Origin of the sequence: Mesorhizobium sp. WSM4906 (assembly GCF_029674625.1) — a bacterium.
Lineage (GTDB): Bacteria > Pseudomonadota > Alphaproteobacteria > Rhizobiales > Rhizobiaceae > Mesorhizobium.
The window spans coordinates 5,232,848-5,245,293 of sequence record NZ_CP121355.1; the positions used below are offsets into that span (position 1 = coordinate 5,232,848).

General features: G+C 65.5%; 11 protein-coding genes. 6 read left to right on the forward strand and 5 right to left on the reverse strand.

The window, feature by feature from the left end:
• Positions 1 to 28: 28 nt before the first annotated feature.
• Together QAZ22_RS25315 and QAZ22_RS25320 are read left to right on the forward strand one after the other, a co-directional pair.
• The gene (locus QAZ22_RS25315) at positions 29 to 1,426 is read left to right on the forward strand and encodes a sensor histidine kinase (RefSeq protein WP_278207939.1); all 1,398 of its coding nucleotides are present in this window, start codon (positions 29 to 31) and stop codon (positions 1,424 to 1,426) included.
• Positions 1,423 to 2,064 carry a response regulator transcription factor gene (locus QAZ22_RS25320; RefSeq protein ID WP_278203446.1) on the forward strand — a complete coding sequence of 214 codons (642 nt, stop codon included), beginning with the start codon at positions 1,423 to 1,425 and terminating at the stop codon, positions 2,062 to 2,064. The genes QAZ22_RS25315 and QAZ22_RS25320 overlap by 4 nt, the downstream gene beginning before the upstream one ends.
• A 240-nt stretch (positions 2,065 to 2,304) precedes the next feature.
• On the opposite strand, the gene QAZ22_RS25325 is transcribed toward QAZ22_RS25320, so the two are convergent.
• The 3 genes from QAZ22_RS25325 to QAZ22_RS25335 form a co-directional block, all read right to left on the reverse strand.
• Positions 2,305 to 2,787, reverse strand: coding sequence for a hypothetical protein (locus QAZ22_RS25325; protein WP_278203447.1), 483 nt, complete (start codon positions 2,785 to 2,787; stop codon positions 2,305 to 2,307).
• 594 nt (positions 2,788 to 3,381) lie between these two features.
• The gene (locus QAZ22_RS25330; RefSeq protein WP_278203448.1) at positions 3,382 to 3,987 is read right to left on the reverse strand and encodes a hypothetical protein; all 606 of its coding nucleotides are present in this window, start codon (positions 3,985 to 3,987) and stop codon (positions 3,382 to 3,384) included.
• 341 nt (positions 3,988 to 4,328) lie between these two features.
• On the reverse strand, positions 4,329 to 5,234 hold the full coding sequence (locus QAZ22_RS25335) for a DMT family transporter (RefSeq protein ID WP_278203449.1): 906 nt from the start codon (positions 5,232 to 5,234) through the stop codon (positions 4,329 to 4,331).
• A gap of 601 nt (positions 5,235 to 5,835) precedes the next feature.
• Here QAZ22_RS25335 and QAZ22_RS25340 point away from each other — a divergent pair.
• The 4 genes from QAZ22_RS25340 (at position 5,836) to QAZ22_RS25355 (ending at position 11,158) form a co-directional block, all read left to right on the forward strand.
• Positions 5,836 to 6,981 (forward strand): acyltransferase, encoded by a 1,146-nt coding sequence (locus QAZ22_RS25340; RefSeq protein ID WP_278203450.1) that lies wholly within the window; start codon positions 5,836 to 5,838, stop codon positions 6,979 to 6,981.
• Positions 6,981 to 8,093, forward strand: coding sequence for a glycosyltransferase family A protein (locus QAZ22_RS25345; protein ID WP_278203451.1), 1,113 nt, complete (start codon positions 6,981 to 6,983; stop codon positions 8,091 to 8,093). The genes QAZ22_RS25340 and QAZ22_RS25345 overlap by 1 nt, the downstream gene beginning before the upstream one ends.
• Positions 8,094 to 8,342: 249 nt before the next feature.
• Positions 8,343 to 9,368 carry a glycosyltransferase gene (locus tag QAZ22_RS25350; RefSeq protein ID WP_278203452.1) on the forward strand — a complete coding sequence of 342 codons (1,026 nt, stop codon included), beginning with the start codon at positions 8,343 to 8,345 and terminating at the stop codon, positions 9,366 to 9,368.
• Complete coding sequence (locus QAZ22_RS25355; protein WP_278203453.1) at positions 9,365 to 11,158, forward strand: ABC transporter ATP-binding protein; 1,794 nt, start codon at positions 9,365 to 9,367, stop codon at positions 11,156 to 11,158. Before QAZ22_RS25350 ends, QAZ22_RS25355 begins: the two co-directional genes overlap by 4 nt.
• Before the next feature lie 175 nt (positions 11,159 to 11,333).
• Here QAZ22_RS25355 and minE read toward each other — a convergent pair whose 3' ends face one another.
• Positions 11,334 to 11,606, reverse strand: coding sequence for a cell division topological specificity factor MinE (gene minE / locus QAZ22_RS25360; protein ID WP_040973218.1), 273 nt, complete (start codon positions 11,604 to 11,606; stop codon positions 11,334 to 11,336).
• Positions 11,603 to 12,418, reverse strand: a complete 816-nt coding sequence (gene minD, locus QAZ22_RS25365) for a septum site-determining protein MinD (protein ID WP_278203454.1) — start codon at positions 12,416 to 12,418, stop codon at positions 11,603 to 11,605. Before minD ends, minE begins: the two co-directional genes overlap by 4 nt.
• Positions 12,419 to 12,446 lie beyond the last annotated feature (28 nt).

Here is a 12,446-nt window from a genome sequence, read left to right on the forward strand (position 1 = left end):
CTTGCCGGCGGCGGGGTGATTCATGCGTATGCTCAGGGAGATCTTGAAACGACTTGTGCAAATCTGGAGCGGGCGTTCGCTGGCCTGGCAATTCGTGATTGCCGGAGGCATCGTGCTTCTGGCGGTGATGCTGGTTGTTGGCCTGTGGGTGACATCGCAGATCCGCCAAGGCGTCATGCATAATTCCGCCACCACCACCGCGCTCTATGTCGACAGCGTGATCGCGCCGCTGTTGCCTGACCTGCGCAAGAGCCAGGAGTTGGACTCCACCGTCAAGCGGGCGCTGGACGAGACGCTCGGACAGGGAGCCTTGGGAAAGCGGCTGGTGTCGTTCAAGCTGTGGCGACGCGACGGCACGATCCTCTATTCGAAGGATTCCGACCTCATCGGCAAACGGTTCAAGCCGAACCCCAACCTGATCGCCGCCTTCGCCGGCAACGTCATGGTCAAATACAACCAGTTGGAGGACGAGGAAAACGATAAGGAACGGGCGCTCGGCCTGCCGCTGCTCGAGATCTACAATCCGGTGCGCGAGCCTTGGTCCGGCGATGTCGTCGCCGTCACGGAGTTCTACGAACTGTCCGGCGATTTCGAGGAATCGCTGCGCGCCGCCCTGTTGTGGAGCTGGCTGGTGGTGGCCGCCGCCACCGCGGCCTCGCTGGCGCTTTTGTCGGGCATCGTGTTTCGCGGCAGCCGAACCATCCAGACACAGCGCGCGGCGCTGGAGGCCAAGGTCGCCGAACTGCAGACAGCGCTGGCGCAGAATTCGTCGCTGCGCCAGCGCGTGCAGCGTGCCTCGCGCCGCGCCACCGCCATCAACGAGCGGTATCTGAGACGCATCGGCGCCGACCTGCATGACGGGCCCGCGCAGCTGGTGGCGCTCGCCGCGCTTAGGATGGACAGCCCGGTGCTGGTCGATCCGTCGACGCCGAAACCGCAGCGCGAGGCCGAGATCGCCGGCATCCATAAGACGCTCGGCGAGGCGATGCGTGAGATACGCGGCATCTGCAACGGCCTGGTGCTGCCGCAGATCGAAACGCAGGCGGTGGCCGACATATTGCGGCTGGCGGTGGCCGAGCATGAGCGCCGCACCGACACCAAGGTGCTGCTCACCCTGCCGGAACGCTTGCCGGAACTCGGCACCTCGGAGAAGATCAGTATCTATCGTTTCGTGCAGGAAGGGCTGAACAACGCCTACAGGCACGGCAAGGGCAAGGGCCAGCAGGTGAGAGCCACGATGAAGGGCGGTAAGCTGCTGGTCGAGGTGCAGGACACCGGACCGGGCTTCGATCCCGCAAGGAGCGAAGGCCTCGGACTCGCCGGCCTCAGGGAGCGCATCGAAAGCATCGGCGGACAATTCGAGACGCTTTCGGGTCCTGGAGGAACGAGACTGGTAATCACATTGTCTGTCGAGGAGCAGCCGTGAACACACCCATCCGCATCGCCATTGTCGACGACCATCCGCTGTTCCGCGAGGGCGTGGCGCGCAGCCTCGGCGAGATCGGCGGCTTCGAGCTTGTAGGCGAAGGCGCCAGCGCCGAAGATGCCGAAAGGCTGGTCCGCGCCAGCGCGCCCGACATCCTGATGCTCGACATCAGCATGCCGGGCGGCGGCCTCAATGCGCTGGCCAGCATCCTTTCCGCCGTCCCCGAGCAGAAGATCGTCATGCTGACGGTTTCGGAAACCAACGCCGACGTGGCGCAGGCGCTGAAGGCGGGCGCGCGGGGCTACGTGCTGAAGGGCGTCGGCTCCAAGTCGCTGGCCGAGATCCTGCGCGACGTCGCCAACGGCCAGAGCTATGTATCGCCGACACTGTCGGCCCGGCTGCTGTCCGACCTGTTGCAGCCCACCGGTCGCAAGCCCGATCCGCTCAGCCAGCTTACCGGCCGCGAGGCCGAAATCCTGAGGCTGGTGGCCGAGGGCCTGAGCAACAAGGAAGTCGCCGCCCGGCTGTCGCTGCAGGAAAAGACGGTCAAGCACCACATGACCAGGGTGCTCGCCAAGCTCAACGTGCGCAATCGGACGGAAGCGGCGCTGCTGATGCATGAGGCGAAGGAAAGGTAACGGAATTGAGGAATTGAGGAATTGAGGAATTGAAGAACTGGAGAACAGAGGAATCGAGAAGCCTGGCCCGCCGATGCTCCAATTCCCCAATTCTTCAGTTCTCCAGTTCTTCAATTCTCCCGCTCCTCAGTTCTCCAGTTCCTCAGTTCCTCAGTTCCCCTAAACGCAAATCACCCCCGCCTCCGGAAGACGGGGGTGACATGCAAGGGTACGGGAAAAGGGGGTAGCTTCTCTCAACCCTCACAAGCTTAGCAGGCGGGCCAGATCCTCCTGTGTCGCCCGCCGTTCGACGATGGTGCGGCCTTGCGCATCGGTCATCTCGAAGCGGCCGTTCTCGATCTCCTCCTTCATGCCGTTGCGGTGGATCACCGTGATCTTGTTGCCGTCGATCTCGACGGTATCGCCGGTATTGGCATCGACATGACTTGCCTTGCCCGGGTTGGTGTTGCCTTTGCCGCTGTTGTTGCCGGGGCCGGCATTGGCATTGTTGCCACCAGCGTTGCCGTTACTCGAATTGCCCCCGCTGCTGTTGCCGCCGTTGCCGCCGCCATTGCCGCCGCCGCCGCCATTGCCTCCACCATTGCCGTTGCCGGCATAAGCGGTGGCCATGAGGAATTTGGCCGCGCTATCGGGCATGAAATGAAAAGTCGCGACAGCGAGCGCCAGCGCGGCCGTGGCGCGCAGCGTGATGCGGGCAAGCCTTCTGAAGGCGGGATCGCGCATGCTGTCCTTTTCATGCCGGTCCCGCCTCGGCCATGCCGAAGTTCCGCTCTCGGCCAAGCCAAGGCGGAACCGGTGTCTTCACCAGGAAAGGATTCACAGTTTGGTAAGGCTACGGAAGCGGCCCACGACCCATGCCATGTCCAGTCGGACTTTTTTGCGGCCGTTTGGGGACCATTGTCGCAACCACTGGGAGAACAGCTCGAAGCCGCGACTGCCGCAGCGTTAACCAAATCGCTTGGAAATTCGCCGGCAATTCACTATGACTGGGGCTTGCGAGAACCACGCGGACGCTCAAACGAACCGCGGCATCCTATGGCGCAAAGCGTCACCTGGGCGCAAAAAGGCGCTGTAACACTTTGATTGCGTATGGATTCTCCCCCGACCTGCGGGGCCATGCGCCAAGGGTCCATCTATCCGGCAACCGTGCCCAAGGGCCCAAAAAAGTACCCCCGCCAAAGGGCGGGGGCAAGGTGAGCAGCGGGAGTTCTGTCATAAGACGATCAGGACCGAAGAGACGAAGCAAAAGGTGGCAACCTGATTTTGCAGCGCTGGCCTTTGGCCCCTTAACGATCTAATCCAGATAGAACCTCGCTCTCACAAACTCTTCAGGCGACTGAGATCGGCCATTGTGGCCTTGCGCTCGACGATGGTGCGACCAAACTTGTCCTCCATCCTGAAACGGCCGTTCTCGATCCTCTCCTTCATTCCGTTCCGGTGCGTGACCTGGATGCTGTTGCCGCTGACCTCGACCTTGTCGCCGGTCGCCGCGTTCACATGATCATCGACATCGGCGGTGCTGGCGGCATTGTTGGAGGCGCTGTTCGTCGCGCCCTTGCTGTTGCCGCTGTTTCCACCGCTGTTGCTGTTACCCCCGGCGTTCCCGCTATTGCCGTTACCGTTCGAACCGCTGTTTCCGTTGCCGCTGTTGCCGCCGCTATTTCCACCGCCGTTGCTGCTGCCGCTGTTGCCGCCGGAGTTGCCGTTAGAGCCGCCGTTCCCGCTATTTCCGTTCCCGCTGCCGTTTCCGCCGCTATTTCCGCCGTTGCCGCTATTTCCACCGCCATTGCCATTGCCGCCTTTGCCGGCATAGGCCTTGGTCACGACAGAACCGTCTAAGGAGAGTTGAAGAGGCGCGACAAACAACGCCAGCGCAGTGAGCGCTCGCAAGCCAAGCCTGCAGCCCATGCGCGCTGCGCGCATCCCATTCTCCCCATACCGGCCATCCAGCCCTTCGGCCGAACTACCCCACCGGCAATGTCGCAGCATCAGCATCCCCAATCAGCGCGTCATGGGGAAGTGGCCCACGACCCTTGTCTTGTTTTCTCAGACCTTTTCCGCAAAGGCATAAGACCTAAGTCTTATCTCAACCACCGGATGTAGTCCGGCGCAGCTGCGCGCACGGCTTTTTCCTCGCCCTGCCAGCGGCTTAAAGCACGCCGCGATCGTTCTCCCAAAACCGCTGCGCACTTTCGGGCGACATGCGTCCTTGGTTTACGCATGTCGTTCTCCCAAAACCGCTGCGCACTTTTGGGCGACATGCGTCAGCCGGGCGACGGAACCGGCGCCCTCGCCGTCACGGCCGCGCCGAAAGCGGCGGCGATCACTGCGCCGATACCAGCGCATTGCAAGGCGCTCAAGCTCTCATGCAGGAAAAGAAAGCCGGTCAGCGCGCCGCCCGCAGGCTCCAGACAGACGATCATGCCATAGACTTTCGCCGGCATTCTGGCCAGCACCATCATCTCCAGCCAGAAGGGCAGCGCGCTGGAAAACAGCCCGACGACGACCGCGCCCGTCATGACATGCGGGTCGGTGAGATAGGGTTGCGCGGCGGTGAAGCCGAAGGGCAGCGCAACAAGCGCCGCGATCGCCATGCCATAGGCCGAGGTACGGGCGCCAAGGCCGGCGCCGGCCTTCTGCGCGAAGATGATGTAGAGCCCCCAGCAGCAGCCTGCGGCAAGCGCGAGCAACACGCCCGCCGGATCGAGCCCGCGGCTGACATCGGCCACATGGTCGACGTCAGCAAACGGCGAAAGCAGCACGATGCCAGCGACCGCCAGCACCACCCAGACGAGATCGAGCAGGCGCCTGGAGCCCAGCGTCGCGACGAAAAGCGGGCCGGTAAATTCAAGCGCGACGCAGACGCCCAGCGGAATGCGCTCGAGCGCGGCATAGAAGAGCAGATTCATGACCGAAACGGTGACGCCGTAGGCGGCAAGCCATGGCAAACCTTGGCGCGTCGGCAGCACCTTCCACGGCCGCAGCACCGCCGCCAGCATCAGCGCGCCGATGGCAAGCCTCAGCATCGTCGTGCCCTCCGCCCCGAGGACCGGGAACAGGCCCTTGGCGAAGGCGGCGCCCACCTGCACCGATAGAATGGCGCCAAGCAGGCCGAGGACGGGCAAGGCGCCCAGCTGCGCCTCCGGTTTTGCGATCGACGTCGGCGTCACTTCCTCTCCCCGCCAGCATGGTCGGATGCGGAGATAGGGCCTGGCGGCCGCGCTGTCGTGAGGCAGCGGGCGGCGGATGCTAGGACAGGGCGAGGCGACGACCACCGCCCTCTCCCCGAAGCCTGCTGCGCTGCACAAAGCATTGAAATCCAAAGGCTCTTTGGTAGGCAGCGACATAAGAATCAATGGTTACGCCGGAGACCTCCGTCCAGTATCAGGCGTTTCCCGCCGTGGTTGCCGGCAAACCTTCTCACCATCGTTGGCGATAAATACTTCCGTGAGGATCAGACCAACTGCCCATCAATATATGGGACCATTGGACATTTCAGATCGTAATTTGAGGGGCAACTATTCCCCCGGTTGTCGGCATCACATCTTTATTTCAGCGCTGTAAGCATTTTGTGTTGCGCTGCAACATCGACCGCGACAATCGTGGGCCGGGGGCATGCCCAGTGGAGGATGCCATTATTTTGACCCGCATGGGCATTCGGCTGGCCGGCAAGGATTGCACCCTCGGCTCGGACGGAGATTCGTCGGCAGGCAGCGGTAGGGTTTGCGCAGCCTATGCCGCCTGGCACCACGGACCTTGTGGAAGCCGCTGATGGCGAACGCGCGTGATGTCCAACTCGATTCGCTGCGGGCCGTTGCCGTGACGCTGGTGCTCTACGCGCATTTCCTTGCGCCGAACGGCACTTCCTTCCTCGGCCATCTCGGCGTGCGGCTGTTCTTCGTGCTCTCCGGCTTCCTGATCACCCGGCTTTTGCTGGACGCGCGCGATACCGACGCATTCGCCGCGGGACCGGCGCTGCGTTCCTTCTATGCCAGGCGCGCGATCCGGATCTTCCCGCCCTATTTCGCGGTGCTGGGGCTCGTCTGGCTCACCGACCTGGAGCAGTCCAGATCCTCGCTCGCCTGGCATGCGCTCTATCTCTCGAATTTCTGGTATGCGCTGCGCAACGATTGGAACCCCTGGCTGCTCTGCCATTTCTGGAGCCTCAGCATCGAGGAGCAGTTCTATCTCGCCTGGCCGCTGATCGTGCTTCTGGCGCCGCGCAAGCGCATCGAGGCGATCACCATCGGCGTCATCTGCTTCTCGCTCGCCTACCGCTTCTACTGGCCGATCGCGGCCAATCCGGCGCTGGCGCGGGACCTTTTGCCGCCGGCCTCGATGGACGCGCTCGCCTGCGGCGCCCTGCTTGCCGCGCGCCGCGCCAGGGGCGCGGACATCCCGCAATGGATGCGGCTCTCCTGGCCGGCCCAGGCGGCGGTTTTCCTGCTCGTCGTCTGGTCCGATCCGGGGCCGGCGAGCTCGACATGGGAGTGGCCGCGCTGGGTGCTGGTGCAGGTGCTGCCGCTGGTGCCGCTGGCGGCGATCGTCGCCGCCTGCTCGAACGGCCTCGGCGGCAGGCTCGGCCGGCTGGCCGAGCTGCCGCCGCTGCTCGCGCTCGGTCGCATAAGCTACGGCGTCTATCTGTACCACCCGATCCTTCTGGCCTATGCCGTCAAGGCGCAGCCATGGATCCCGCTCAACGTCTCGGAACAGGGACCGGGCCGTTTCCTGGTCGCCGGCGCCGCTACGCTGATCGCCGCCTCGCTCTCCTGGACCTTCTTCGAGAAGCCGCTCAACAGCCTCAAGCGTTATTTCCCGTATGTACGGCGCGCGCGCTCGCCGGGCGAGATCAGCTGGATCAGCCCGACGGCCGGCGGTTCAGCGCTCGACCTTCGGCACACGGAAGCGAGACGATAATGGCGAGCGCCGCTCCCCTCATCTCCGTGCTTTTGCCGGTCTACAATGCCGAGCCCTATGTCGGCGCTGCAATTGGTTCGATCCTGCGGCAGGACTACGGCCGGCTCGAAGTCATCGCCATCGACGACGGCTCGACCGACCGGTCGCTGGAGATCCTCGAGCGCTCCCGCAAAGCCGACAGCCGCGTGTCCATCATCTCGCGTGAGAACCGCGGCCTGGTCGCCAGTCTCAATGAGGGGCTGGCGGTCGCGCAGGGCGAGCTCGTCGCGCGCATGGACGCCGACGACTTCGCCTATCCGTGGCGGCTGTCGCGCCAGGCGGCGCTGTTTGCCGCGCGGCCGGAACTCGGCTTCTGCGGCGCGCTCGTCGATCCGCTGCTGCACGGCCGCATCGCTAAGGGGCGGCTCGATCCGGTGTTCCGGCTCGGCCTCCCGGTGCTGTCGAAGTTCTTCACGATCTTCATCCACCCGACCGTAGTCTACAACCGCCGGGTCATCGGCGAGGCCGATCTGCACTATGACGGCGTCTACCGGCATGCAGAGGATTTCGACCTCTTTCGGCGGCTCACCGACCTCTATCCGGCTGCCTTGATGGAGGAGAGCCTGCTGGTCTACCGCGGGCATCCCGGCAGCGTGACCAGCCGGCACACCAGCGAGATGCGGCGTACGCATCTCAGGATCGTCGGCGAGAATCTCGAGCGCGAGGGCCTGGCGGAAGACAGTGAGGATTTGCGCGCCATCGGCGATCAGGTTTCCTTCGACACCGTGGCCCGGGCGGCAGCCTTCATCCGCGCGCTGGAAGGGCGGATTGCCGCGCTGCCCGCGGCAGTGCGGCCGGGCTACGAGGCCGGGGCGCTCAACCTCTTCTATTTCCTCTATCAGCTCGTCAACGACGAGGAGCAACCGGCGTTCACGCATGAGCTTTTGACGCTGAGCGCGAAATGGAAGGCGATCCGCCGCCGCGAGCAATATGCGCTGCGCCCCGGCGCCTGGGCGCCATGGCTGAGCCAGGCCTCGATGTGGGCGGGCAAACGCGCCGACTGGGTCGCCTACCGCTTCAAATCCGCGCCGGCGGCGTCCGTGCTTGCGCCTTATCGGATGGGGGCGGCATGAGGCGAGGCGTCGCAACCGCCAATCTCCCCCCTTGTGGGGGAGATGTCCGGCAGGACAGAGGGGGGCGCTGTCCCGCCCTACTTTTCAGCCATTGGCGGCCCGACTTCGCCAGTCTGAAACCAGCCAACCATCAAAGCAGGCGTTCCTTCGCGCCCCCCTCTGGCCTGCCGGCCATCTCCCCCACAAGGGGGAGATTAGCAGCTTCGGCGCCCCGCTCGCCCCGCGACGTCACAGCGCGGAGCTCTCCCCATGAACGCCGAGCGCCGTCCATTGCCGTGGCACCCGGTCCTGCCTGCCCCTCCCTGGCCCAGGCAGCGGCCGCAGGTCTCCTTCATCGTCTGCACGCGCGACCGCGCGACGGTGCTGAAAGCCTGCATCGACTCGATCCGCGCCGCCTGCCGCGCGCACCCAGCCTTCGCCGCCGAGCTGGTGGTGGTCGACAACGGCTCGCGCGACGGCACGGCCGATTATCTTTCGCGGATCGCCGCGACCTCCGACATCGCGCTGACCGCGATCCGCGAGCCGCGTCCCGGACTGGCGGCGGCGCGCAATGCGGGGCTCGCCCGGGCGCGCGGACGGGTGCTGGTCTTCATCGACGACGATTGCAGGCTCGACCGCAACTACCTCGTCGACCTCGAGCGGCATTATGCAAGCGGCGAGAAATGGCTGATCCGCGGCGGCCGCGTCGAGATCGGCGACGCGCGCGACCTGCCCTTCACCATCAAGCGCTGCGAGGAGCGCCAGCGGCTGACGCCGGCCGTCCATCCGGGCGGCTTCGTGCTAGGCTGCAACATGACCATGCATCGCGACGTCGCCGCCCGCATCGGCCCCTTCGACGAACGTCTCGGCGCCGGCGGGGCGCTGCGCTCGGCCGAGGACACGGATTATCTGGTGCGCGCCGTGCTTGCCGGCATGGCGGTGGAATATGTGCCCGACATGACGATCTTCCATCACCATGGCCGGCGCAACCGCAAGGCGGTCGACCGGCTGCACCGCGACTATCATTTCGGCAATGGCGCGCTCTGTCTCAAGCATCTGCGCCGTGCGCCCTGGCTGCTGCGCCACTTCTACTGGGCGATGCGGTCGGCCCTGCGCGAGCTGATCGGCGGCCCGCGCTTCGACCAGGAGCTCAGGCTGTCGCACTGGCCGATCGTGCTGATGAACCTCGCTGGCGCGGCGAAATTCATGGCCCTCGTGCTGGCCAGGCGGCCGGATCGGCAGCCGCAGCCGGCCCAGGAACCCACCGAGGCCAAGGCAGAGGCCGGCGCACGATGAGCGGGCGCAAGATGAGTGGGCGCAAGATGCTGGGGCTGTCGATGCTGCGACGGGCGCTCGACCGCCGCCAGCTCGGCCTGTTGCCTGTCGTCGTCGCGCTCGGGCTTGCCGGTGCCGCGCTCGAAGGCTTCGGCATCGGGCTGATCATACCGCTGCTCGGCATCATCATGGGGCATGGCGAGGCGACCGGCATGGCGGGCCTGTCCGCCCTTCTGCAGAAGGTCGGCGCCGGGCTTGGCGAGCGCGAGCGGCTGATCGCGATTTCGGCCGCGATCCTCGGTTCGATCCTGCTGAAAAACCTGCTCGCTTTCGCCAATTCGGTGCTCACCGCGCATATCTACGGCAAGGCCGGCCAGGCGATCCGCGGCGCGCTTGCCGAGCGGCTGCTCGAGGTCGGCTATCCGTTCTTCCTGAAGGAGAGCCCAGGGCGGCTGCTCAACATCATCTCCAGCGAATCCTGGCGCGCCTCGGACGCCATCCAGGGGATGCTCGGCGCCATCGTCAGCGCCTCGGCGGCACTCATCCTGCTCGCCTTCCTGCTGCTGCTCTCCTGGCAGATGACGCTCCTGGTGATGCTCGGGCTGGCGCTCGTCCAGGCGGCGCATATGGCGCTGTCGGCGCAACTGAGGGCACCGAGCCGCAGCGTTTCGGCGCGCAACAGCGCCTTGGCCTCGCAGATGCTGCATCTGGTCCATGCCGGGCGGCTGATCCGCATCTTCGGCCAGGAGGAGCGCGAGAAGGCGGCGTTCGACAGGGCGTCCGACAGCGTGCGGCGCGCCGCCTTCCTGCTCGCCAACCGCCAGGGCGCGCTGGCACCGCTGACGGAAGTGCTGCACGCCATGCTGTTCCTGGCGGTGGTGATCGGCGCCTGGCTCGCCGGCTTGAGCTTCCCGCTGGTCGCGGCCTTCCTCATCCTGCTCTACCGCTTGCAGCCGCATGTGAGAGCCCTGCAGATGATCTGGAGCCAGTTGCAGGGGCTCTCGGGCTCGCTGGAAGAGGTGACCTGGCTGCTCGACCCCGAAGGCAAGCCCGCCCCGCCGCAAGGCAGCCGTCCGTTCACGGGCCTCGGTGAGAAGATCGCCTTCGAGGGCGTGAGCTTCAGCTACGCCAATGAGGAGCAGCGCGCGGCGGTGCTGCATGCGGCGAGCTTCGATATCGTCCGCGGCCGCTCGACGGCGCTGATCGGCCGCTCCGGCGCAGGCAAGACGACGATCGTCAACCTGCTCTGTCGCTTCGTCGAGCCGGACGGCGGCAAGATCCTCGTCGACGGCGCGCCGCTCGACGAGATCGACCCGGCAGAATGGCGGGCCCACATCGCTCTCGCCAGCCAGGAACTGGAGCTGGTGGACGGCACCATCCTCGACAACATCACCTACGGCAAGGACAGGGCCAGCGCGGAAGAGGCTGGCCGCGCGGCCATGCTTGCCGAGGCGCACGACTTCATACAAAGGCTGCCGCAGGGCTACCTGACCGTCGTCGGCTATCGCGGCGTCAATCTGTCGGCCGGGCAAAGGCAGCGCATCGCGCTCGCCCGCGCGCTACTGCGCGACCCGGATATCCTCATCCTCGACGAGGCCACCAACGCGGTGGACGGGCTGTCGGAAGCGGCGATCGTGGAAACGCTGAAATCGCGCGCCGGCCGCCGCACCACCATCGTCATCAGCCACCACCACTCGACGATCTCGTTCTGCGACGACCTGGTGATTTTGGAGCATGGCAGGGTGAAGAAGCAGGCGCCGTTCGCCGAGATGGCGGCGCGCAGCATGGACGAGCTTTATCAGCCGGAGTGAGGCTGGAATCTCCCCCTAGGGGGAGATGTCGCCGAAGGCGACAGAGGGGGTCGCCGCGCATGGAGCGCCAGCGCCTTGCGTGCCGTGAGATGAGGCCGGCGATTTACGTGAGACGACCCCTTCTGGCCTGCCGGCCATCTCCCCCTCAAGGGGGGAGATTACGCGCTCGTAAGTTTTACCCAGCCATCGCCAGCGGCACGGCGCTCTTGTTGGGGATCTGGATGTCGATCTCCAGCGTCGACATGGTCGCGCCGCGGTCCATCGAGACCTGGAGGTAGTCCTGGTCGATCTGCACGTGCTTGGCGATGACCGCCATGATCTCCTCGCGCAGGATGGAGACCAGGTCGGGCTGGCCGCGGCTCTGGCGCTCATAGGCGAGCAGCAGCTGCAGCCGCTCGCGCGCCACCGGCGCGCTGGTGCGCCGCTTGAAGAGGTCGAGGATGCTCATGCCGCCCTCCTTCCGAGAAGCCGGTCGAGGAAGCCCTTGCGTTCGAAGGGGACGACCACCGGCAGGTCCTCGCCCTCCAGGCGTCTTGCCGCTTCGAGATAGGCCTTGGCGGCGGAATTGATCGGCTCGCTGAGCGTCACCGGCGAGCCGAGGTTCGAGGCCCGCAGCACATCCTGGCTTTCCGGGATGATGCCGAGCAGCGGCGTCGACAGGATCTCCAGCACGTCGTCGATCGACAGCATCTCACCGCGCGACGCGCGCGCCGCGTCGTAGCGGGTGACCAGCACGTGCTTCTGGATCAGCTCGCCCTGCTCGGCCTTCATGGTGCGGGCGTCGAGCAGGCCGATGATGCGGTCGGAGTCGCGCACCGAGCTCACTTCCGGGTTGGTGACGATGACCGCCTCGTCGGCGAAGCGCATGGCGAGCTGGGCGCCGCGCTCGATGCCGGCCGGGCTGTCGCAGAAGACATAATCGAACACCGAACGCAGCCGGGTGATGACTTCGGCCACGCCCTCTTCGGTCAGCGCGTCCTTGTCGCGCGTCTGCGAGGCCGGCAGCAGATAGAGCGTCTCCAGCCGCTTGTCGCGGATCAGCGCCTGCGAGAGCTTCGCGGTGCCCTGGATGACGTTGACGAGGTCGAACACCACGCGCCGCTCGGCACCCATGATGAGGTCGAGGTTGCGCAAGCCGACGTCGAAATCGACCAGCGCCACCTTCTTGCCGGTCTTGGCCACGGCAGCGCCGAGCGCGGCCGTCGAGGTCGTCTTGCCGACGCCCCCCTTGCCCGAAGTGACCACGACTACCTTGCCCATATATCCAGCCTCCATTGGCGATTTTTAC

Excerpts from the sequence above, each read along its gene's own strand:
- QAZ22_RS25345 (WP_278203451.1), top strand. The coding sequence starts at position 6,981 with ATGGCGAGCGCCGCTCCCCTCATCTCCGTGCTTTTGCCGGTCTACAAT.
- QAZ22_RS25340 (WP_278203450.1), top strand. The coding sequence starts at position 5,836 with ATGGCGAACGCGCGTGATGTCCAACTCGATTCGCTGCGGGCCGTTGCC.
- QAZ22_RS25350 (WP_278203452.1), top strand. The coding sequence starts at position 8,343 with ATGAACGCCGAGCGCCGTCCATTGCCGTGGCACCCGGTCCTGCCTGCC.
- QAZ22_RS25355 (WP_278203453.1), top strand. The coding sequence starts at position 9,365 with ATGAGCGGGCGCAAGATGAGTGGGCGCAAGATGCTGGGGCTGTCGATG.
- QAZ22_RS25330 (WP_278203448.1), bottom strand. The coding sequence starts at position 3,987 with ATGCGCGCAGCGCGCATGGGCTGCAGGCTTGGCTTGCGAGCGCTCACT.
- minD (WP_278203454.1), bottom strand. The coding sequence starts at position 12,418 with ATGGGCAAGGTAGTCGTGGTCACTTCGGGCAAGGGGGGCGTCGGCAAG.
- minE (WP_040973218.1), bottom strand. The coding sequence starts at position 11,606 with ATGAGCATCCTCGACCTCTTCAAGCGGCGCACCAGCGCGCCGGTGGCG.
- QAZ22_RS25315 (WP_278207939.1), top strand. The coding sequence starts at position 29 with ATGCTCAGGGAGATCTTGAAACGACTTGTGCAAATCTGGAGCGGGCGT.
- QAZ22_RS25325 (WP_278203447.1), bottom strand. The coding sequence starts at position 2,787 with ATGCGCGATCCCGCCTTCAGAAGGCTTGCCCGCATCACGCTGCGCGCC.